General features: G+C 73.3%; 18 protein-coding genes. 7 read left to right on the top strand and 11 right to left on the bottom strand.

What is annotated here, in order from left to right:
* Nucleotides 1-70 precede the first annotated feature (70 nt).
* Nucleotides 71-460: a GntR family transcriptional regulator gene (locus tag ACQKM2_RS14505; protein ID WP_427709607.1), complete on the top strand. Its 390-nt coding sequence runs from the start codon at nt 71-73 to the stop codon at nt 458-460.
* A gap of 487 nt (nt 461-947) precedes the next feature.
* On the opposite strand, the gene ACQKM2_RS14500 is transcribed toward ACQKM2_RS14505, so the two are convergent.
* Nucleotides 948-1,697 (bottom strand): bifunctional DNA primase/polymerase, encoded by a 750-nt coding sequence (locus ACQKM2_RS14500; RefSeq protein WP_427709605.1) that lies wholly within the window; start codon nt 1,695-1,697, stop codon nt 948-950.
* A gap of 149 nt (nt 1,698-1,846) precedes the next feature.
* Nucleotides 1,847-2,473: a TetR/AcrR family transcriptional regulator gene (locus tag ACQKM2_RS14495; protein ID WP_427709603.1), complete on the bottom strand. Its 627-nt coding sequence runs from the start codon at nt 2,471-2,473 to the stop codon at nt 1,847-1,849.
* A 158-nt stretch (nt 2,474-2,631) separates the two neighbouring features.
* On the opposite strand from ACQKM2_RS14495, the gene ddaH reads away from it, so the two are divergent.
* Nucleotides 2,632-3,441, top strand: coding sequence for a dimethylargininase (ddaH, locus tag ACQKM2_RS14490; protein WP_427709601.1), 810 nt, complete (start codon nt 2,632-2,634; stop codon nt 3,439-3,441).
* A gap of 3 nt (nt 3,442-3,444) precedes the next feature.
* Here the strand turns inward: ddaH and ACQKM2_RS14485 are convergent, their stop codons facing one another.
* Together ACQKM2_RS14485 and ACQKM2_RS14480 are read right to left on the bottom strand one after the other, a co-directional pair.
* Nucleotides 3,445-4,458 carry a small ribosomal subunit Rsm22 family protein gene (locus tag ACQKM2_RS14485; protein ID WP_427709599.1) on the bottom strand — a complete coding sequence of 338 codons (1,014 nt, stop codon included), beginning with the start codon at nt 4,456-4,458 and terminating at the stop codon, nt 3,445-3,447.
* A gap of 9 nt (nt 4,459-4,467) precedes the next feature.
* Nucleotides 4,468-5,874 carry a Bcr/CflA family multidrug efflux MFS transporter gene (locus ACQKM2_RS14480; RefSeq protein ID WP_427709597.1) on the bottom strand — a complete coding sequence of 469 codons (1,407 nt, stop codon included), beginning with the start codon at nt 5,872-5,874 and terminating at the stop codon, nt 4,468-4,470.
* Between the two features lie 108 nt (nt 5,875-5,982).
* Here ACQKM2_RS14480 and ACQKM2_RS14475 point away from each other — a divergent pair, with 108 nt between their 5' ends.
* Nucleotides 5,983-6,744 (top strand): SDR family oxidoreductase, encoded by a 762-nt coding sequence (locus ACQKM2_RS14475; RefSeq protein WP_427709595.1) that lies wholly within the window; start codon nt 5,983-5,985, stop codon nt 6,742-6,744.
* Between the two features lie 79 nt (nt 6,745-6,823).
* On the opposite strand, the gene efeU is transcribed toward ACQKM2_RS14475, so the two are convergent.
* The 6 genes from efeU to ACQKM2_RS14445 form a co-directional block, all read right to left on the bottom strand.
* Nucleotides 6,824-7,675 (bottom strand): iron uptake transporter permease EfeU, encoded by an 852-nt coding sequence (efeU, locus tag ACQKM2_RS14470; RefSeq protein ID WP_427709593.1) that lies wholly within the window; start codon nt 7,673-7,675, stop codon nt 6,824-6,826.
* Nucleotides 7,676-7,697: 22 nt separating this feature from the next.
* Nucleotides 7,698-8,969, bottom strand: coding sequence for an iron uptake transporter deferrochelatase/peroxidase subunit (gene efeB, locus ACQKM2_RS14465; RefSeq protein ID WP_427709591.1), 1,272 nt, complete (start codon nt 8,967-8,969; stop codon nt 7,698-7,700).
* Nucleotides 8,970-9,000: 31 nt separating this feature from the next.
* Nucleotides 9,001-10,152: an iron uptake system protein EfeO gene (efeO, locus tag ACQKM2_RS14460; protein ID WP_427709589.1), complete on the bottom strand. Its 1,152-nt coding sequence runs from the start codon at nt 10,150-10,152 to the stop codon at nt 9,001-9,003.
* Nucleotides 10,153-10,316: 164 nt separating this feature from the next.
* On the bottom strand, nt 10,317-11,273 hold the full coding sequence (locus tag ACQKM2_RS14455) for a heme ABC transporter ATP-binding protein (RefSeq protein WP_427709587.1): 957 nt from the start codon (nt 11,271-11,273) through the stop codon (nt 10,317-10,319).
* Nucleotides 11,270-12,349 (bottom strand): FecCD family ABC transporter permease, encoded by a 1,080-nt coding sequence (locus tag ACQKM2_RS14450; protein ID WP_427709585.1) that lies wholly within the window; start codon nt 12,347-12,349, stop codon nt 11,270-11,272. The genes ACQKM2_RS14455 and ACQKM2_RS14450 overlap by 4 nt, the downstream gene beginning before the upstream one ends.
* Nucleotide 12,350: 1 nt before the next feature.
* Entirely contained in the window at nt 12,351-13,388 is a 1,038-nt protein-coding gene (locus ACQKM2_RS14445) for a heme/hemin ABC transporter substrate-binding protein (RefSeq protein WP_427709583.1), read from the bottom strand.
* Between the two features lie 163 nt (nt 13,389-13,551).
* Between ACQKM2_RS14445 and ACQKM2_RS14440 the strand changes: the two genes are divergently transcribed.
* From ACQKM2_RS14440 to ACQKM2_RS14425, 4 genes are all read left to right on the top strand, one after another.
* The gene (locus ACQKM2_RS14440; protein ID WP_427709581.1) at nt 13,552-14,982 is read left to right on the top strand and encodes an HtaA domain-containing protein; all 1,431 of its coding nucleotides are present in this window, start codon (nt 13,552-13,554) and stop codon (nt 14,980-14,982) included.
* A gap of 62 nt (nt 14,983-15,044) precedes the next feature.
* Entirely contained in the window at nt 15,045-16,529 is a 1,485-nt protein-coding gene (locus ACQKM2_RS14435; RefSeq protein ID WP_427709579.1) for an HtaA domain-containing protein, read from the top strand.
* Between the two features lie 36 nt (nt 16,530-16,565).
* Nucleotides 16,566-17,231 (top strand): PhzF family phenazine biosynthesis protein, encoded by a 666-nt coding sequence (locus tag ACQKM2_RS14430; protein ID WP_427709577.1) that lies wholly within the window; start codon nt 16,566-16,568, stop codon nt 17,229-17,231.
* A gap of 55 nt (nt 17,232-17,286) precedes the next feature.
* On the top strand, nt 17,287-18,399 hold the full coding sequence (locus tag ACQKM2_RS14425) for a hypothetical protein (RefSeq protein ID WP_427709575.1): 1,113 nt from the start codon (nt 17,287-17,289) through the stop codon (nt 18,397-18,399).
* A 46-nt stretch (nt 18,400-18,445) separates the two neighbouring features.
* Here ACQKM2_RS14425 and ACQKM2_RS14420 read toward each other — a convergent pair whose 3' ends face one another.
* Nucleotides 18,446-19,093, bottom strand: a complete 648-nt coding sequence (locus ACQKM2_RS14420; RefSeq protein WP_427709573.1) for a heme oxygenase (biliverdin-producing) — start codon at nt 19,091-19,093, stop codon at nt 18,446-18,448.
* Between the last annotated feature and the right edge of the window lie 85 nt (nt 19,094-19,178).

Genomic DNA, 19,178 nt, shown 5'->3' with positions numbered 1-19,178 from the left:
GGGCGGACGTTACGGGCGGAGATCCCTGCGGCGCCTGCGAATTACCGGCCGGATGGGGGAGAATCGGCCCGTGACCTCGACCAACCTCAGGATCAGGATCGACGGCTCGGCCGGCTCGGCCGCCCCGTACGAACAACTGCGCGCGCAGATCGCGGACCGGGCCCGGTCGGGAGCACTGCCGGCGGGCTACAAGCTGCCGACCGTGCGGGGGCTGGCGGAGGAACTGGGGCTGGCCGCGAACACCGTCGCGAAGGCGTACCGGGCGCTGGAGGCCGACGGGCTGATCGAGACGCGCGGCCGGAACGGGACGTTCGTCGCGGCGGCGGAGGGCTCCTCGCGCGAGGCGGCGGCCGCCGCGCAGGCGTTCGCGGACCGGGCCCACCGGCTGGGCCTCACGGAGGCGGAAGCCGTCGCCGCCGCCACCGAGGCCCTCCGCGCCCGCTACGCAGGTACCTTTTAACGCGCCGCTCGCGCGGCTCGGCCCCTGGGGGCCTCCCCGGCTTCGCGCCGCTGCGCCGGACTCCGTCCGTCGGGGCCTGGGCGGGGTTGGTTTGGGTGGCCGTTGCCGGTGGGTGTGTGCGGGTGGTGGGCCGCTGCGCGGGGCGAGGTCCCCTACCCGACCTTCCACCGTTCCCAGGGGCGCTGCCCCTGACCCGCGCCTCAATCTCCCCCAGCTACCGCTGGGAGGTGCCCCCAGGCGGGGCTGAAAGACCCCGGGGCTCCGCCCCGGACCCCGATACCGGACGCTCCGCGCCCGGTGCGCTCAAACTCCCCCAGCTACCGCTGGGAGGGGCCCCCAGCGCGGGCTGGATTCGCGCAGCGAATTCCAGCCTCGCCGGCGTTTGAGGCGCGGGGGTCTGGGGGCGGAGCCCCCAGGAGGGGGTCCGGGCGGAGCCCGGGGAACGGGCGAAGGGTGGGTAGGGGAACCAGCCCCGCGCGGCGAAGGGCTAGTGGCCCGGGGGCCAGGCGGCCGCGGCCGGGGTCTGGTCCAGTGCGCCCGCGTACTGGGCGCAGGCGTCCGTCAGGGTTTCCAGGAGGGTCAGCGGGTCCGGGAGCGGGTGGCGGACGTCGCGCAGCCAGGTCACCGCGTGGTCGCCCGGGAGGGCCGCCGGGGGGAGCAGGACGTAGCTGCCGCGGCAGTGCCAGCGCAGGCCGGGGTGTTCGTCCATCGTCTCGGGGTGGCAGTCCAGTTCGCAGGGCCACCATTCGTCCTCGTCCTCCGGCGTACCGCGGGTCGCCGTGAAGAAGAGCATCCGGGCCTGGTCGCCGGTGCCGCCGGACTCGGCGACGGGGCCGACCTCGATGCCCGCGGCCAGCAGGCGGTCCAGCGCGCTGCGGCCGGCCTCCAGGGGGACGTCCAGGACGTCGTGCACCATGCCCGTCGCGGTGATGAAGTTGGCGTGGGGCTGGTTGCGGGCCCAACGCTCGATCTGCGCGCGGTCGGTGGTCGACTGGGTCTGCCAGGCGAAGGAGACGGGGTGCCGGGCCGGCGTGGGACAGCCGATGCGGTCGCACGAACACCGGTACCCCGAGGGATGGGCGGCGGGGGCGAGGGGGAGTCCGGCGGCGGCGACGGCGAGCAGGAGCGCTTCGCGCTCCTTGCCGGGGTCCTCGGGGGCGGGTTTCGAGCGGCGGCGCAGCCACTGGGAAATCCTGCTCAGCTCGCCGCGTTTGACGCGGCCGGACTCAGACCCCATCTATCCCCTACCTCACCGTTGCCCCGGCAGACCATTCCATGGTCCCACCATCGGGAGCGCCGAGTGACCGCACCCCCCGGAGGGACTCCCCGAACGAGTGCCCCACATAACGGCACAATCAGGCCATATGGTTCTCGGCCGTGCCGGTGTCAGCGGCTCTCCGGCCGCCCGGCGGTGACGTATCCCACGCCCGCCAGCACCACGTCCACCAGCGCGTCCGCGAACCCGTGCGCCAGCGGGGCGGTCCGCAGCAGCCACCGGTAGGTCAGCGGGCCCAACAGCATCTCCACCGTCAGCCGCAGGTCGGTGCCCGCCGGGAGCTGCCCGGCGTCCCGGGCCGACCGCAACCGGGCCTCGTACAGCGCGAGCTGCGGCTCCAGCAGCCGCTGGGTGAAGCGGGCCCCCAGCTCCGGGTCGGTCGCCCCGGCCGCGGTCAGGGCGCGCGCGGGGGCCTCGTACCGGGCGTCGGCGAACTCGTCCACCGTGGCCCGCAGTACGGCCTTCAGGTCCGCCGCCAGGTCCCCGGTGTCCGGGAAGCCCGTCCAGCCGGCCTCCGCGCCCGCCTCCCCGGCCAGCGCCAGCGAGGCGTCCAGCAGCACCTCGGCCTTGGAGGACCACCACCGGTAGATCGTCTGCTTGCCGACTCCCGCGCGGGCCGCGATGGCCTCGATGGTCAGCTTGTTGTAGCCGACCTCGCCGACCAGCACGAGGGAGGCGTCGAGGATGGCGCGCCGGGAGCGGTCGCTGCGGCGGGTGGCATCAGGGGTCTTGGTCACCGCCCCAACGTACCAAGCCGGTCCGAGACGTCTCGTCTTCCGGCCGTTGTGGTAATTCACCCGATCAGTTCACTGCGCGGCCACCCCCGAGGAGAGACGATTCTCTCGACACACGCACAGCACCGTGAGTCCGTAGTCACAGTCGTGAGGAGCTTTCTTTGCGCAGAGACGCCACACCCCGGCGCTACCTGATGTGCCCACCCGCGCACTTCAAGGTCACGTACTCCATCAACCCGTGGATGGACCCCACGAAACCGGTGGACCTGCCCCTCGCACTCGCCCAGTGGGAAGACCTGAGGGACCGCTACCTCTCCCTCGGGCACACCGTCGAGACCCTCGTCCCCGACCCCGGCCTGCCCGACATGGTCTTCGCCGCGAACGGGGCCCTCGTCGTCGACGGCCGGGTGCTCGGCGCCCGCTTCGCCTACCCGGAACGCGCCGCCGAGGCGGAGATCCACCTCGACTGGTTCCGCGCGCACGGCTTCACGGACGTCCACGAGCCCTCGCACGTCAACGAGGGCGAAGGGGACTTCGCCGTCACCGCCGACTACATCCTGGCCGGCCGGGGCTTCCGCTCCAGCCCCCTCTCGCACGACGAGGCCCAGGAGTTCTTCGGCCGCCCCGTCATCGGCCTCGACCTGGTGGACCCGCGCTACTACCACCTGGACACGGCGCTCTGCGTCCTCGACGGCGACGAGATCATGTACCACCCGCCGGCCTTCTCCGCCGGCAGCCAGGCCGTGCTGCGCCGGCTGTTCCCGGACGCCCTGATCGTGGAGGAGGCGGACGCGGCGGCCTTCGGCCTGAACGCGGTCTCCGACGGGCGGCACGTCCTGCTCCCGCAGGGCGCGACCGGACTGCCGGCCCCGCTGCGCGACCGCGGGTTCGAGCCGGTCCCGATGGACCTGGGCGAACTGCTCAAGGGCGGCGGCAGCGTGAAGTGCTGCACCCAGGAGCTGAGGCCGTAGGCCCTACTCGGCGTCGGAGGCGGCGGGCGGCCAGGCGTCGCCCCACTCCGCGTCCCGGGCCGCCTTGTAGAGGCCGCCGTGGCGCTTGGTCACGGTCGCCCGGGACAGCCCCGCCTCCTCGGGACCGCACAGGTCCAGCAGGACCATCCCCTTCCGGATCTGCGGCTTGCGCGTGATCCGGGAGGGGACCGGCGTCACGGGGAACCGCGTCGCGGCGACGTAGCTGAACTTCTCGTCCTCGTACGGCAGGGACCCGCCCTTGACCTTCCGGTGCAGCGAGGAGCGGCTGACCCGCGCCGAGAAGTGGCACCAGTCCTGCCCCACCTCGATGGGGCAGGCCCCGTCGTGCGGGCACGGCGCCGCCACCGTCATCCCGGCCGCGAGCAGCTGCTCGCGGGCCTCGCGGATGCGCAGGTAGCCCTGCGGCGTGCCCGGCTCGACCAGGACGACGGCCCGCCCGGCGCGGGCCGCCTCGGCGACGACCGCCGTGCGGGCCTGCTCGGTCAGTTCGCCGAGTACGTACGACACGGTCACCAGGTCCGCGTCCGGCAGGGCGATCCCGCTGCCGATGACGGCCCGGCGCCACTCGGCGGCGCGCAGCACCGCCGACGCCGAACGGCCCGCCAGCTCCTTGCCGAGCGCCAGCGCCGGCTCCGCCCAGTCCAGCACCGTCGTCGTGCGGGGCCCGTCCCAGGTCGCGTCCACGGCCCAGGTCGCGGAGCCCGTGCCGCCGCCCACGTCCACGTGCGAGCCCGGCGTCCAGTCGGGGGCGGCCTCCGCCAGCCCGTCCAGGGCGGACCGTACGGCTTCGAAGGTGGCCGGCATCCGGTACGCCGCGTACGCCGCCACGTCGGAGCGGTCGCGCAGCACGGGGGCGTCGGTGGGGGTGGCGCCCCGGTAGTTGGCGATCAGCCGCTCGACGGCGGCCGAGGCCTGCTTCGGCGGGAGCCCGTCGAGCAGCCCGGCGAGGGCGCTGCGGAGGGTTTCGGCGGTGGTGGGGGCGGGTGCGGCGTTCACCCGGGAAGTTTACGGCGCCCCGGAACCCGGCTCGGAGCCCGCGCCGGAGCCCGCGCCGGCCTCCGCCGGTGCGCCCGGTGCCGCGGGCCCGGCCATGGGCTCCCGCGTCCGCCAGGGCCGGCACATGCCGAGGAAGCAGGCCACCGCCAGCAGCGAGCAGCTGACCTGCACGAGCGCCATCGGCACCGCCGTGTCCTCGCCCGCGATCCCGACCAGCGGCGAGGCGACCGCGCCGACCAGGAAGGAGGAGGTGCCCAGCAGCGCGGACGCCGATCCGGCGGCGTGCGGGGTGCGCATCAGGGCCTGCGCGTTGGTGTTCGGCAGGACCAGGCCCATCGCCGACATCAGCACGAACAGCGCGGCGGCGACGGGCACCAGCCCGGCCTTCCCGAACACCCCGGTGGACATGAGCAGCAGGGCGACGGAGGCGGCGGTGATGACTGCGAGCCCGGTGGCCAGGGCCTTGTCCAGGCTGACCCGGCCCACCAGCAGCTTGCCGTTGATCTGGCCGACGACGATCAGCCCGACGGAGTTCAGGCCGAACAGCAGGCTGAAGGCCTGCGGGGAGGCCCCGTAGATCTCCTGCACCACGAAGGGCGAGGCGGAGATGTAGGAGAAGAGCACCGCGAAGGCGAAGCCGCCCGCCAGGGTGTAGCCGGCGAAGACCCGGTCGCCGAGCAGCCCGCGCATGGTCCGCAGCGCGGCACCCACCCCGCCGGTCTGGCGGCGCTCGGGCGGCAGCGTCTCGCCGAGGCTGCGCCACACGACGAGGGTGAGCGCGAGGCCGACGGCGGTGAGGACGACGAAGACCCCGCGCCAGTCGGCGAACCGGAGCACCTGGCCGCCGATGAGCGGGGCGATGATCGGGGCGGTGCCGGATATCAGCATCAGCGTCGAGAAGAAGCGGGCCATCTCGACGCCCTCGTACAGGTCGCGCACGACGGCCCGGGCGATCACGATGGCGGCCGCGCCGGCCAGGCCCTGGAGCAGCCGGAAGGCGATGAGCAGCTCGGCGCTCGGGGCGAGGGCGCAGATCGCGGTGGCGAGGACGTAGACGGCCATGCCGGTCAGCAGCGGTCTGCGGCGGCCCCACTTGTCGCTCATCGGGCCGATGACCAGCTGTCCGAGCGCCATGCCGGCGAGGCAGGAGGTGAGGGTGAGCTGGACGGTCGCGGCGGGGCTGTGCAGGGCGGCGGTGACCTCGGGCAGGGCCGGGAGGTACATGTCCATGGACAGCGGGGGGAGGGCGGTGAGCCCGCCCAGGATGAAGGTGACGAGCAGGCCGGTGCGGCGCGCGGCCGTCAGGGGGGCGGCGGTACCGGGGGCTTTCGGGGACGACGGCGCGGGCGACGGCTCGGGCGACGGCCGGGGCGACGACCCGTGTGAGGAGGCCGTAGAGGGGCCACTCTCCGACATGCGGAACTCCAGTCTTTTCATCTGCTTTACGCACCCCTGACCGACCCATGCTCTCAGCTGTTGGAACGTCCCAGAACGGATGTGCGCTGTGACGTAGCCTGCGGCCCCATGAGCGCACCTGCGAAGAAGATCGCCGTAGTGACCGGAGCCGGCTCCGGGATCGGCCGTTCCGTGGCCCTGGCCCTGGCCGGGGCGGGCTGGTCGGTGGCCGTGGCCGGGCGCCGGCCGGGCCCGCTGGAGGAGACCGCCGCCGCGGCCGGAGCGGGCGCGGACGTACTGCCCGTACCGGCCGACGTCAGCGACCCGCAGGACGTCGCCGCGCTGTTCGAGGCCGTACGGGACCGGTACGGGCGGCTCGACCTGCTCTTCAACAACGCCGGCACCTTCGGCCCCGCCGGGGTCCCGCTGGAGGACATCGGCTACGAGGCCTGGCGCCAGGTCGTGGACGTCAACCTGACCGGCTCCTTCCTCTGCGCCCAGGCGGCGTTCCGGGTGATGAAGGAGCAGGACCCGCAGGGCGGCCGGATCATCAACAACGGCTCCATCTCCGCCCACGTCCCGCGCCCGAACTCCATCGCGTACACCGCGACCAAGCACGCCATGACCGGCCTGACCAAGTCCCTGTCGCTCGACGGGCGCCCGTACCGGATCGCCTGCGGGCAGATCGACATCGGCAACGCGGCCACCGAGATGACCGAGCGCATGCAGACCGGCATCCTCCAGGCGAACGGGCAGCTGGCGGTGGAGCCCGTGATGGACGCCGCCGACGTGGCCCGCACCGTGCTGCACATGGCGGACCTGCCGCTGGAGGCCAACGTCCAGTTCGCGACGGTGATGGCCACCGCGATGCCGTACATCGGCCGCGGCTGACCGGGGGACCCGGGACGCGGCGAAGGCCCCCGGTACGCGCGGGTGCGCGTACCGGGGGCCTTCGCCGTCGGTGCGGGTGTCAGCTCCTGGAGCCGGTCCGGGAGTCCGCCGGCGCCTGTGCCGGGGTGCGCAGGCGGGCCGGGAGGAGGAACAGGGTCAGAACGACCGCCAGGTACAGGGACCACACCACCAGCTGGTAGACGGTCGGGTCCGGCTGGAAGTTGAAGACGCCCTTCAGCAGCACCCCGTACCAGCTGTCCGGTGCGATCACCGAGCTGATGTCGAAGGCCCTGTCGTTCAGGCCGCCGAGGAACTCGGCCTCCTGGAGGTCGTGGACCCCGTACGCGAGCACGCCCGCGGCCACGACCACCAGCATCCCGCCGGTCCACTTGAAGAACTTCGCCAGGTTGATCTTCAGCGCGCCCCGGTAGAACAGCCAGCCGAGGACGATCGCCGTCGCGATGCCCAGCAGCACGCCGATCAGGGGGGCCGAGGAGCCCTCGCCGCTCGCGCGGACCGACGCCCACACGAACAGCGCCGTCTCCAGGCCCTCGCGGCCCACCGCCAGGAAGGCGGTGGCCACCAGCGCGCCGGTGCCCATGGCGAGCGCCGAGTCGAGCTTGCCGTGCAGTTCGGCCTTCAGGTGCCGCGCGGTGCGCTTCATCCAGAAGACCATCCACGTCACCAGGCCCACCGAGATGATCGACAGGCTGCCGCCGAGCAGCTCCTGCGCCTGGAAGGTCAGCTCCTGGGTGCCGAACTCCAGCAGTGCGCCGAAGGTGAGCGAGAGCCCGCAGGCGATTCCGATGCCGAGCCAGACCGGGCGCAGGGCGGCCCGGTTCCCGGTCTTGACCAGGTACGCGACGAGGATGCAGACGACCAGGCTGGCCTCCAGCCCCTCGCGCAGGCCGATCAGATAGTTGCCGAACACGGCGTTTCCTCTCCGGCGGGGACTACGCGAACAGGGACCGGCCCCACCAGTCGTCCTTGTCGCGGACGCCCGGCGGGACGGCGAAGATCGCCGAACCCACGTGCTGGATGTACTCGTTCAGGACGTCCGACTTCGCCAGCTGCCGCTGGATCGGGATGAAGCCCTTGCGGACGTCGCGCTGGTAGGCCAGGAAGAACAGGCCGGCGTCGAGGCGGCCCAGGCCGTCCGTGCCGTCGGTGAAGGAGTAGCCGCGGCGCAGGATCGTCGCCCCGTTGTTGCTGTCGGGGTGCGCGAGGCGCACGTGCGCCTCCGGCTTCATCGCCTTCAGGAACGGCTCGTCGCGCTCCTTGGACTTGCCCACGGGGGCGCCCTCGCCCTTGTCGCGGCCGAAGATGTCCTCCTGCTCCTGCAGGGGGGTGCGGTCCCAGATCTCGATGTTCATCCGGATGCGCCGCGCGACCAGGTACGAGCCGCCGGCCAGCCAGTCGCTGCCGTCGCCCGCGCCGACCCACACGTGCTTGTCCAGGGCGGCCTTGTCGGTACCCGAGATGTTCCGGGTGCCGTCCTTGAAGCCCATCATGTTGCGCGGGGTCTGCTCCTCGGGCGTGGTCGAGGAGGTCTTGCCGAAACCGAGCTGCGACCAGCGGACGGCGACCTTGCCGAAGCCGATGCGGGCCAGCTGGCGGATGGCGTGCACGGCGACCTGCGGGTCGTCGGCGCAGGCCTGGACGCACAGGTCGCCGCCGGAGCGGGCCTGGTCCAGGTTGTCGCCGGGGAAGAGCTCCAGGTCCACCAGGGCCTCGGGGCGCTTGCCCTCCAGGCCGAAGCGGTCCTTGGCGAACAGGCCCGGGCCGAAGCCTATGGTCAGGGTGAGGCGGGAGGGCTTGAGGCCGAGGGCCTCGCCGGTGTCGGTGGGCGGCGCCTCGGGCGAGCCCTCGAACACGTCGCCGACCGGCAGTCCGGCCGTCATCAGCCGGGCCGCGGCCGTCCACTCCTTGAGGAGCGCGACCAGCTCGTCGCGGCTCTTCGTCTTCACGTCGAAGGCCGCGAAGTGCAGCCGGTCCTGGACGGCGCTCGCGATGCCGGCCTGGTGCTCGCCGTGGAAGGGCACGGCCGCCCCGGCGGAGGCCGCCGGGGAGATGTCCGAGCCGCTGCCGAACGCCGCGACCGCGCCGCCGGCGGCGGCCGCTCCGACCGCCAGCCCCGCGCCGCCCCAGCCGAGCACGGCACGGCGCGAGGGCGTTGCCTTGGCGCCCTCGGCGCCGGTGGTCTCTTCCGACACCTGGTCGGTCATGGTGGTTCTCCCGCCTCTGACTGGCTCTGGACTACTTGGCGACCGCGGCGGCCAGCTTGGAGAGCGGCTCGCCCAGCGCGCTGACGGCGTCCGAGAGTTCCTTGCGCTCGGCCTCGCCGACCTTGTCGTACGCGGTGAACTCGTAGGTGTTCTTGTCGGCGCGGTACTTGTCCAGGAGGGTGTTCATCGCGGCGAACTGGGTGTCCAGCTGCTTGGCGAGCTCCGGGTCGTTCTTGGCGGTGACCGTCTTGAGGAGCTCGTAGGACTTCTGGGCGCCCTCGACGTTGGCCTTGAAGTCGACCAGGTCGGTGTGGCTGTAGCGCTCTTCCTCGCCCGTCACCTTGCCGGTGGCGACCTCGTCGAGGAGCTCCTTGGCGCCGTTGGCCATGGAGGTGGGGGTGATCTCGGCCTGGCCGACCTTCTTCTGCCATTCGGTGAGGTCGGCGATCAGGGTGTCGGCGAGCTTCTTGTCGTTGTCGTCGATCTTGTTGTCCTGGAAGAGGGACTTCTCCAGGCGGTGCCAGCCGGTCCAGTCCTTGGCCGGGTCCTGGCCGGCCTCCAGGCCGTCCTCGCGGACGTCGACCTTCGGGTCGATGTCGCCGAAGGACTCGGCGACGGGCTCGGTGCGCTCCCAGCCGATGCGGGACGGGGCGTAGGCCTTCTTCGCCGCCTCCAGGTCGCCGGCCTTGACGGCGTCGGCGAAGACCTTGGCCTTGGGCAGGGTCTCGTCGGCCTGCTCCTGGACGTACTTGCGGTACGCGGCGACCGCGGCGTCCAGCTCGGGGCTGCGCTTCTCGGTGCCGCCCTTGCCGGTGGCCTTGACCTGGGTGCGGATGCCGTCGCCCTTCATGCCGGGCTTGCAGGTGAAGGCGTAGTCGCCCGCCTTGATCTCGGCGGTGATGGTGGCCTTGGTGCCGGGGCCGATGTTCTCGCGCTCGGCGACGATCCGGTCGTCCGGGAAGAGCACGTACAGCTCGGTGACCTTGGAGCCCTTGTTCTCGACCTCGATGGTGACCTTGCCGGCCGGGAACTCGGTCTTGGAGACCTCGCAGGCGCTGTCGGTCGCCTTCACCTGGATCGCGCCGGAGCCGCCCTTGTCGCTCTTCTCGGCGCAGCCGGTGACTGCGGTGAGCGCGGCGACGGCTGCGGCCGCGGTGAGGACGGTGAGGCGGGCGGGGCGCATGTGGGCTCCTGGCGGGGGTGAAGGCTGGGGGAGGGCCGGTGAGGCGGACCTAACTTAACCGAGGCTTACCTGACCGATACCCACTCGTCCAGTGATTCAGCTCTCACCTTTCGGCCCCGGACACAAGCCCGTCACGGGCCCTCCATGACCGGCTCAAGCGAGGGTCAAGCGGGAGTCAAGTCGCCGTCCGAATTCCGTGCGGGACCCTTGTTACCGTCCGGTTCGATCCCTTGTGCCGCCTGGGCGGGAGGCTGATCCGGAACACCTCCGTCCCGTATCGGGAGCACCAGCGGAGCACCCGTGCGGGGGTGCGCCAGCACCTCCACCGGCTGCCGGTAGACCCGGCTCAGCAGCCCGTCCCCGAACACCTCCGCCGGGGGCCCGGCCGCCGCGATCCGGCCACCGTGCAGCACCGCCGCCCGGTCCGCGTACGCCGCCGCCAGCCCCAGGTCGTGCAGGACCACGACCACCGCGTCCCCGGCCGCCGCCCGCTCCCGGCAGAGCCGCAGCACCAGCTCCTGGTGGCGCAGGTCCAGGGCCGCCGTGGGCTCGTCGAGCAGCAGCAGCGGGGTCCGCTGGGCCAGGACGCGGGCCAGCGCGACCCGGGCCCGCTCGCCGCCGGAGAGATCCGGGAAGGACCGATCGGCGAAACGGGTGACCTCGGTGGCGGCCATCGCCTCCGCCACCGCCTCCTCGTCGGCGTCCGCGAGGCCCGTCCCCGCCCAGGGGGCACGGCCCATCCGGACCACATCCGCGACCGGGAAGGGGAAGGACAGTGCGGCCGACTGGGGGAGCACCGAGCGGCGCAGGGCCAGCTCGGCGGCGCTCCAGCCGTCCACCGGGCGCCCGTCGATCCGTACCGTGCCCGAGGCGGCCGGCAGGTCGGCGGCGAGGGCCGCCAGCAGGGTGGACTTCCCGGCCCCGTTCGGGCCGACCAGCGCCAGCACCTCGCCGGCGCGGGCGGCCAGGCCGATCCCGGCGAGCACCTCGCGCTCCCCGAGCCGGACGTGCAGGTCTACGGCCTCCGCGACGGCGGCCCCGGGCGCGGGACGCGCGGGCACGGTACGGCGGCCGCGCGGCAGGAGGCCGGCCGGCAGGAGGCCGGTCGGAAGGAACCTCATGCCCAGCCCCCCTGACCCCGGCGGGTGCGGCGCAGCAGCCAGAAGAAGAACGGGCTGCCGAGCAGCGCCGTCAGCACGCCGAGCGGCAGCTCCGCCGGCCGGGCCGCCGTACGTGCGGCCAGGTCGCCCGCGGCCAGGACCACGGCCCCGGCCAGCGCGCTGCCGGGCACCAGGAAGCGGTGCCCGGGCCCGTTCGCCATCCGCAGCAGGTGCGGGACCAGCAGCCCCACGAAGGTGATCACCCCGGCGACGGCCACGGCGGCGGCCGTCAGCAGGGCCACGACCACGATCAGGGCCAGCCGCAGCCGCTCGACGTCGACCCCCAGGTGGCGGGCGGGCCGCTCGCCGAGGGCGAGGAGGTCGAGCCTGCGGGCGTAGAAGGGGGCCGCGACCAGCCCGACGAGCGCGCACGGCAGTACGGCGAGCACCTTGGGCCAGGTCGCCTGCGCGAGGGAGCCGAGCTGCCAGAAGGTGATCTGGTTGACCTGGCCGCTGTCCGCGAAGAAGACGAACAGCCCGATCAGGGCGCCCGCGAAGGCGTTGACGGCGATTCCCGTCAGGATCAGCGTGACCACCTCCGTCCGGCCGCCGCTGCGGGACAGCAGGTAGACGGCGCCGACCGTGACCAGCCCCGCCACGAAGGCGCAGGCGGTGACCGTCCAGTTGCCGAGGAAGCTCAGGCCCAGCGCGATCGCGGCGACCGCGCCCACGGCGGAGCCCGCCGAGATGCCGATCACCCCGGGCTCGGCCAGCGGGTTGCCGAACACCCCCTGCATCAGCGCCCCCGCACACCCCAGGCTCGCGCCGACCAGCAGCGCCAGCGCGACCCGGGGAAGGCGTACGTTCCACAGCACGCTCTCCCCGACCCGGTCCAGCGGAGCCCCGCCGAGGCCCGCCCGGTGCTGGACGGAGGCGAGCACGTCCCCGGTGGGGATGGCGTACGCGCCGACCCCGGCCGAGACCAGCGCGAGCAGCAGCAGCGCGGCCAGCAGTCCGGCCGCCAGCAGCGGCGCCCCGCGGCCCGGCCGCCGCCGCGCCGGCACCGCCTCCGGGCGCGCCCCGGCGGAGACGGCCACCTCAGGCCCCCTTGCCGTGGAGCTGCGCGACCAGCGAGGACAGCACCTGGTCGGTGCGCGGGCCGTAGTTCAGCAGCACCCCGTCGTCGACGGTGACGACCCTGCGGTCCATCCCGGCCGGGGTCTGTGCCACGCCCGGGATCTTCACCAGCCCGTCGACGCCGCCGACCGATTCGAGGCCCTTGGACATGACGAGGAGGGCGTCCGGGGCGGCCGCGGCCAGGGCCTCGCTGGTGATCGGGGTGAAGTCCTTGCCGAGCCCCGACTCCTTGCCGGTGTCCACCGCGCCCGCCGCCTCCAGCAGCGAGCCGGCGCCCGAGTCGGAGCCGCCCAGCAGGTAGACCGAGGCGGTGCCGCGCAGGTAGAGGAAGGCCACCCGGGGCTTCTTCCCGGTACCGGCCGGAACGCCCTCGCGGGCGGCGGCGATCCGCTCGGCGGTGCGCCGGTTCAGCTCGGCGCCGGCCTCCTTGACGCCGAGCGCGGCGGCGACGGCCTCGATCCGCTTCGGTACGTCCTCCAGGGCCTTGGCGGGCGCGACCACCAGGACCGGGACGCCCGCGTCGCGGATCTGCCGCACCGCCTCGGCGGGGCCGGTGGTGGTCTCGGCCAGGACCAGCGTCGGCCGCAGCGAGAGCACGCTCTCGGCGGAGACCTCGTGGCCGCGCGTCACCACCGGCAGGGCGGCGGCCTGTTCGAAGGTGGCGGTGATGTCCCGGGCGACGACCTGCGGGCCGAGGCCGAGGGTCTGGACGATCTCGTTGAGGCTGCCGGTGAGCGGGATGACCCGGTCCGCGGAGGTGACGGTGACCTGCTGCCCGTCGGCCGAGGCGACGGTCACCGGCAGCGCGGGCCGCGCGGCGGCCGCGATCGGCTCCACCCGGTCGGGGAGGGCGGGGGCGGAGCGTCCGGCGGCGGGGCCGGCGGGGCTGTCCGTACCGGCGCAGCCGGCGGCGGAGAGCGCGAGCACGATCGAGAACGCGAGGGCCCTCAGGGCAACGCCCAGGCGGGAGAAGCGGGTTGAGGAGGCGGGCGTAGGCACGAGGACACCGTCCTGATCGGCCGGCCGGGAGGCGGGGCCGGGGGCTGGGTCGGATCGAGGGGTTCCCCGCTCGACCGGGATAGCTTAGGTTAGCCTAACCTTAGTTACCAGTCCTCGGGATCTTCCGCCGGTCCCTCGATCGCCAGACCCTGGAGGGGACTTCATGTCCGCAAGACCCGTCCGCGCGTTCGCCGTGACCCTGCTCGCGGCCCTTCTCGCGGCCCTGCTCCCGGCCGCCGCCGCCCGCGCGGAGAGCCGTGCCGTGCAGGGCGGACGGCTCGACTGGGGCCTCAAATCCTCCTTCCAGAGTTACGTCACGGGTCCGGTCGCGAAAGGCGGTTTCCAGCTGAAGGGCGGAGCCGCCACCGTCGGCGGCAGCCTCTTCCGCTTCCACTCCGCGACCGGCTCCTACGACCCGGCCTCCGGGCGGTTCGAAGCCGCCTTCTCCGGCGGGGTGACCTTCCAGGGCCACCGGAAGCCCGATGGCACCCATGAATTGGACATGACCATCAGCCGCCCCACCGTCCGGATCGCCGACGGCAGCGGCACCCTCTACCTCGACGTGTCGAGCAGGGCCAAGGACACCGGCGCGGTCGTCAACCAGTCCCAGGTGCCCTTCGCCACCCTCGGCCTCGGCGGCATCGACATGAGGGGCGGCGGCAGCCCCATCGCCCTCACCAACGTCCCCGCCACCCTCACAGACCAGGGCGCCAAGGCCTTCGCCGGCTATTACCAGGCCGGCGCGCAGCTCGACCCGGTCAGCCTGTCCGCCGACGTCAAGGCGGCCCCCGCGGCACCGGCCGCCCCGCAGCCCACCCCGCCCGCCCAGCCGCCCGGCACCCCCGCCGCCGCCCAGCCGGCACAGGCGGCCTTCACCGACGCCGCCGTCGACTGGGGCGTGCGCCGCACCTTCCGCGAGTACGTCACCGGCGCTGTCGGCCAGGGGAAGTGGACCCTCGCCGAAGGCGCCCAGGACGGCGGCGCGCTGTTCCGCTTCCCGCAGGGCAAGGGGACGTACGACAGCCAGAAGGGCGCGCTCGCCGCGGAGTTCACCGGTAGCGTCCGGTTCACCGGCGCCCAACTCGACCTCACCCTCGGCAAGGTGGGCGTCAAGGTGGAGAACGGCAAGGGCGTCCTCTCCGCCGACGTGACCACCGGCGGCCGGACCAGCCCGGCCGTGGCGCTCGTCGAGTTCGACGCCAAGGGCCTCAAGGCCGAGGGGAAACTCGCCACCCTGACCGAAGCCCCCGCCACCCTCACCGAAGGCGGCTCCCAGGCCTTCGGCTCCATGGCCCCACTCTCCTCGTACAAGGCCGGCACGGAGATGGACCCCGTCTCGCTGGCCGTCGCCCTCGAAGCCGGTGCGCCGCTGCCCGCCCTGCCCGACATCGGCTCCACCGCCTCCCCGGCCCCCGCGGCACCGCCCGCCCCGTCCTCCGCCTCCCCGGCCCCCGCGGCCGCCGCCCCCGCGGCCGACTCCGCCGACACCGGCCTGTACGCGTCCCTCGCCGTGGCCGTCCTGGTCCTGGCCGGCGGGGCCGCCCTGCTGGTGGTCCGCAGGCGCCGCGCGACGGCGTCCGGGACCACGCCGTAGCCCCCCTTCCTTTCTTCCTTCCTTCCTTCCTGTTCGTCACGTACCTCCAGGAGTTCTCAGCCATGTCCTCCCACCGCCGCCCGATCGCCGCAGCGGCCGCCGTACTCACCGCGGCCGCCCTCGGCACCGCCGCCCTCGCCCTGCCCGCCACCGCGGCGGACACCGCCCCCGCCCCCGCCGCCGGGGCCGCCCGGCCCGCCGGCGCACCCATACCGATCGTGGGCGGCACCCTCGACTGGGGGGTGCTCGCGAGCTTCCGCACCTACGTCACCACCATGGCCAAGGGCAAGATCACCACGGCGGACGGTGCCGCGCAGAACACCGACGGCACCTTCCGGTTCGGCTCGGCCACCGGCCAGTACGACAAGGACGGCGGCCACGTCGTGAAGGCCGCCTTCAAGGGCAGCGTCACTTTCGAGAGCGCGGCCCACGGCTTCGTCATCAAAATGGAGAACTTCCGCTTCGACACGGGCATCAAGAAGCTCACGGTCGACATCACCAAGAACGGCACGCTCACCAAGGACGTCCCGGCGGCGACCGTCGCCTTCGCCGGGACGAACATGAACGGCCTGGCCACCACCCTCACCAAGGAGTTCGGCGAGCAGCTCGGCGCCCCCCAGTACGAGGGACGTGACGGCGACAAGCTGACGGCAGCCCTGGAATTCCCGAAGCCGCCGGCCCCGTCCCCCTCGACGTCCACCTCCGGCTCGCCGTCCCCGTCGGCGCCCACCGGCTCCGCGCCCGCCCCGACACCGTCCGCCGACGGCCCGCAGAAGATCCTGCGGGGCAAGCTGTCGTGGGGCGTGATGGCCTCCTTCCACGACTACGTCGGCGAGAAGGGGATCACCGCGAGCGGCGGAGCCACCAAGAACGGCAAGTCCTTCGACTTCTCCTTCGGCAAGGGCGAACTCGACGTCAAGAAGCAGAAGCTGAACGCCGCCTTCGAAGGCGCCGTGCGCTTCGAGTACGCCGCCCACGGACTCGACCTGACCTTCGGCAACATCCGGATCGAGACCGCGGGCAAGACCGGCACCCTGGTCCTGGACGCCAAGACGGCGGCGGGCGCGACCAAGGACGTCCCGTTCGCCACGCTCGACCTGTCCAAGGGCGACTACAAGACCAAGGACGGCCTGCTGACCCTCGCATCCGTCCCCGCCGTCTTCACGGAGAAGGGCTCGGCCGTCTTCGCCAACGGCGGCTCCGTCCCCGACAAGTACAAGCCGGGCAAGCCCATGGACCCCGTGACCCTCTCCGTCTCCGTCGACAAGGACGCCCCCCTCCCGACCTCCGGCGCCACCGGCACCCCCACGAGCGGCACGGGTACCACCGGCGGCTCGGGCGGCACCACCACGGGCGGCACGGCCGGCGGGTCCGTGGGCGGCGGTGGATCCGCGGGCGGGTCGGCCGGCGGCTCCGCGGGCGGCAACCTCGCCTCCACCGGGGCCGAGGTCCCGGCCGGAGCCCTGCTCAGCGCCTCCGCCGGCGTGGTCGCGGCCGGCGCGGGAGCCGTCTACCTCGGGCGCCGCCGCCGGGCGGCCCGGAGCTGACGGAGTCCGGACACCGGGGCGTGCTTGAATGCCAGCGTGAACGATCTAGACGTGATCAGGGTCTTCTGCGCGGGTGACGGCCGCTTCGGCAACCTGCTCGGAGTCGTCCGCGACGGCCGCACCTGCCCGGACGACGACGCCCGGCAGGCCCTCGCCGCCGAACTGGGCTACAGCGAGACGGTGTTCGTCGACGACCCCGAGCGCGGGGTCGTCGACATCCGCACCCCCGGCACGCGGATGTCCTTCGCGGGACACCCGCTGGTCGGGGTCGCCTGGCTGCTGGACATCGAGGAGCTCCAGCCGCCGGCCGGATCCGTATGGGCGCGCGACGACGGGGAGTTCACCTGGATCACGGCCCGCCCCGAGTGGGTCACCGGCAAGCGCACCGAGCAGTACGCCACCCCCGCCGACGTCGACGCCCTGCCGGCCCCGCCGCCCGGCGAGGGCTGGCTGTACGCGTGGGCCTGGGAGGACGAGGCCGCGGGCCGCATCCGCGCCCGGGGCTTCCCGCGCCGCCCGGACGGGGCCATCACCGAGGACGAGGCCACCGGCTCGGCGGCGATCCTCCTCACCGCCCAGCTGAACCGCGCCCTCAACATCACCCAGGGCGCCGGCTCCCAGATCCTCACCGCCCCGGGCCCCGACGGCACCATCGAGATCGGCGGCCGCGTCCGCTTCGCCGAGCACCCCCCGAACGCCTGAGCTCCGGTCAACCAACTTCTCGCCGAGCAAGGTCATTTGGCCTAGGCTGCTGCGAATGAGCGGCATAGACCTGGGCAACGGAGTGGTGGGCGCGGTCCTGGGGGTGGTCTTCGCCACCCTGTTCCAACAGTGGCTGCAGGACGCGTGGTTCAAGGTCAGGCGGCGCTCGGCGGGAATGATGCGCAGCATCACCTTCCGGGACCGGAACGAGCCCCGGGCCTGGTCGACGTTCTCCCTCGGCCCGCTGCGCACTTCCGCCCTGCTCGTCGACGGCGACGGCGAGACGGTGATCGCCCCCGAGTCCGTCCACATCCAGGTCCTGGACGGCGAGGTCGAGCTGCCCGCGGAGATGGCGGCCTGGCGCGGCGAGATCGAGGCGGAGGAGGGGCGGGTCCGGGCGACGGGCGAGCGGGCGCCCGTGTGGAACGGCCCCCGCTACGCCGTCGAGTCCGTCGAAGCCTCCCGGACCGCCCTCGACGAGCAGGCGGAGATCCACCTGCGGCTGCGCCCGACGGACTACTACACCTTCCTCGCGGCCCAGCAGCTGGACCGCAGGCTCCCGGACGGGAGCACGCCGCGCACCCGCCACCTCGACCCCGGCCGGCCGCTGGTGGCCCCGGCCTTCCTGCAGTGCAGCTTCGCCCTCAACGTCGCCGTGGTCACCTCCGACCACCTGCTGGTCGTGAGCCGGCGCAGCGACCGCGTGCGCATGGCGCCCGGCCTGTGGAACTCCTCCGTCAACGAGGGGCTCTCCCGGCACATCGACTCGGCCGGCCGCAACGCCCCCGACCTGTACGCCGCGGCCCGGCGCGGCATGCGGGAGGAGCTCTCGCTGGAGCCGCACGAGTGCACGCTCTCCCTGCTGGGCATCGTCCTGGACGTCGACAAGCGCCACTGGAGCGCACACTTCTACGCCCGGCTGAACGACCTGACCGGCGAGCAGCTCCAGGCGCGCATGAGCAGGGGAGTGCCCGACCGCTGGGAACACCAGACGATCGAGTACGTCCCCTTCCGCGCCGCCGAGGTGGCCCGGTACCTGCTGCGCCCCGACCGGATCCACCACTGGGCGCCGCTCGCCCCGGCCCTCTTCCACCTCGCGCTGGTGCACGTGCACGGCAGGGCGTCGGTAGAGCGGGCCGAGGCGCAGGCCGTGCGCCGGCTCGGCTGACCTGAGCGCCGAAGGCTCACGCGCCGAGGGATCACGTGCCGACGGGCTACGCGCTGAGCGGGAACTCCTCGCCCAGCTCGCGGAAGACCGCCCCGTTGAAGTCGAAGGCCCGCTTGCACTCGTCGATGATCCGCTGCTTCTCCAGGTCGTCCGCGGCGATCGCGTCCAGCAGCTCCCGGTAACCCCGCTTGAAGGCGGCCGGGTTGGAGATGTCCGCGAAGACGTAGAACCGGACGCCGTCGCCCTTGCGCTCGAAGCCCCAGGTGCGCTCGGCCTTGTCCCGGATGATCTGGCCCCCGGACAGGTCGCCCAGATAGCGCGTGTAGTGGTGGGCCACGTACCCGCCCGGCCAGGAGGCCGCGCACTCCGCGACCCGGGCCGCGTACGCCTCCGTCGCGGGCAGCGCGCGCACCGCGTCGCGCCAGCCGGTGCCCAGCAGGTGCGCCAGGTCGCGCTCGATCTCGGCGACGCGCATCAGCTCCGGCTGTATGAACGGGCCCGCCACCGGGTCGTCCCGCAGGGACGCGGCGCCGTCCTCCAGGGCCCGGTACACGAACCACAGCTGTTCGGTGTAGCGGGTGTACGCGTCCACGCCGAGCCGCCCGCCGAGCAGGTCGCTCATGAACGAGGAGGTCTCGGCTTCGGTGTGCTGCTCGTGCGAGGCGACACGGATGACCGTGGAGAACGCGTCCAAGACTGACCTCCGTCGGGAGAGGGGCGGGCCGTGGCGGCACGCCGCCGCCACGCCCGATCCTCCTACTTAGGCTTACCTAAGTCAA

The organism is Streptomyces sp. NPDC004126, assembly GCF_050275515.1.
Taxonomy (GTDB): domain Bacteria; phylum Actinomycetota; class Actinomycetes; order Streptomycetales; family Streptomycetaceae; genus Streptomyces.
This window is presented reverse-complemented; position numbering and strand designations above follow the sequence as displayed.

Bases quoted from the DNA above. Each gene is read 5' to 3' on its own strand.
- ACQKM2_RS14455 (WP_427709587.1), bottom strand. From the start codon at position 11,273: ATGAGGTTCCTTCCGACCGGCCTCCTGCCGGCCGGCCTCCTGCCGCGC.
- ACQKM2_RS14435 (WP_427709579.1), top strand. From the start codon at position 15,045: ATGTCCTCCCACCGCCGCCCGATCGCCGCAGCGGCCGCCGTACTCACC.
- efeO (WP_427709589.1), bottom strand. From the start codon at position 10,152: ATGCGCCCCGCCCGCCTCACCGTCCTCACCGCGGCCGCAGCCGTCGCC.
- efeB (WP_427709591.1), bottom strand. From the start codon at position 8,969: ATGACCGACCAGGTGTCGGAAGAGACCACCGGCGCCGAGGGCGCCAAG.
- ACQKM2_RS14500 (WP_427709605.1), bottom strand. From the start codon at position 1,697: ATGGGGTCTGAGTCCGGCCGCGTCAAACGCGGCGAGCTGAGCAGGATT.
- ACQKM2_RS14475 (WP_427709595.1), top strand. From the start codon at position 5,983: ATGAGCGCACCTGCGAAGAAGATCGCCGTAGTGACCGGAGCCGGCTCC.
- ACQKM2_RS14480 (WP_427709597.1), bottom strand. From the start codon at position 5,874: ATGTCGGAGAGTGGCCCCTCTACGGCCTCCTCACACGGGTCGTCGCCC.
- ACQKM2_RS14440 (WP_427709581.1), top strand. From the start codon at position 13,552: ATGTCCGCAAGACCCGTCCGCGCGTTCGCCGTGACCCTGCTCGCGGCC.
- ACQKM2_RS14425 (WP_427709575.1), top strand. From the start codon at position 17,287: ATGAGCGGCATAGACCTGGGCAACGGAGTGGTGGGCGCGGTCCTGGGG.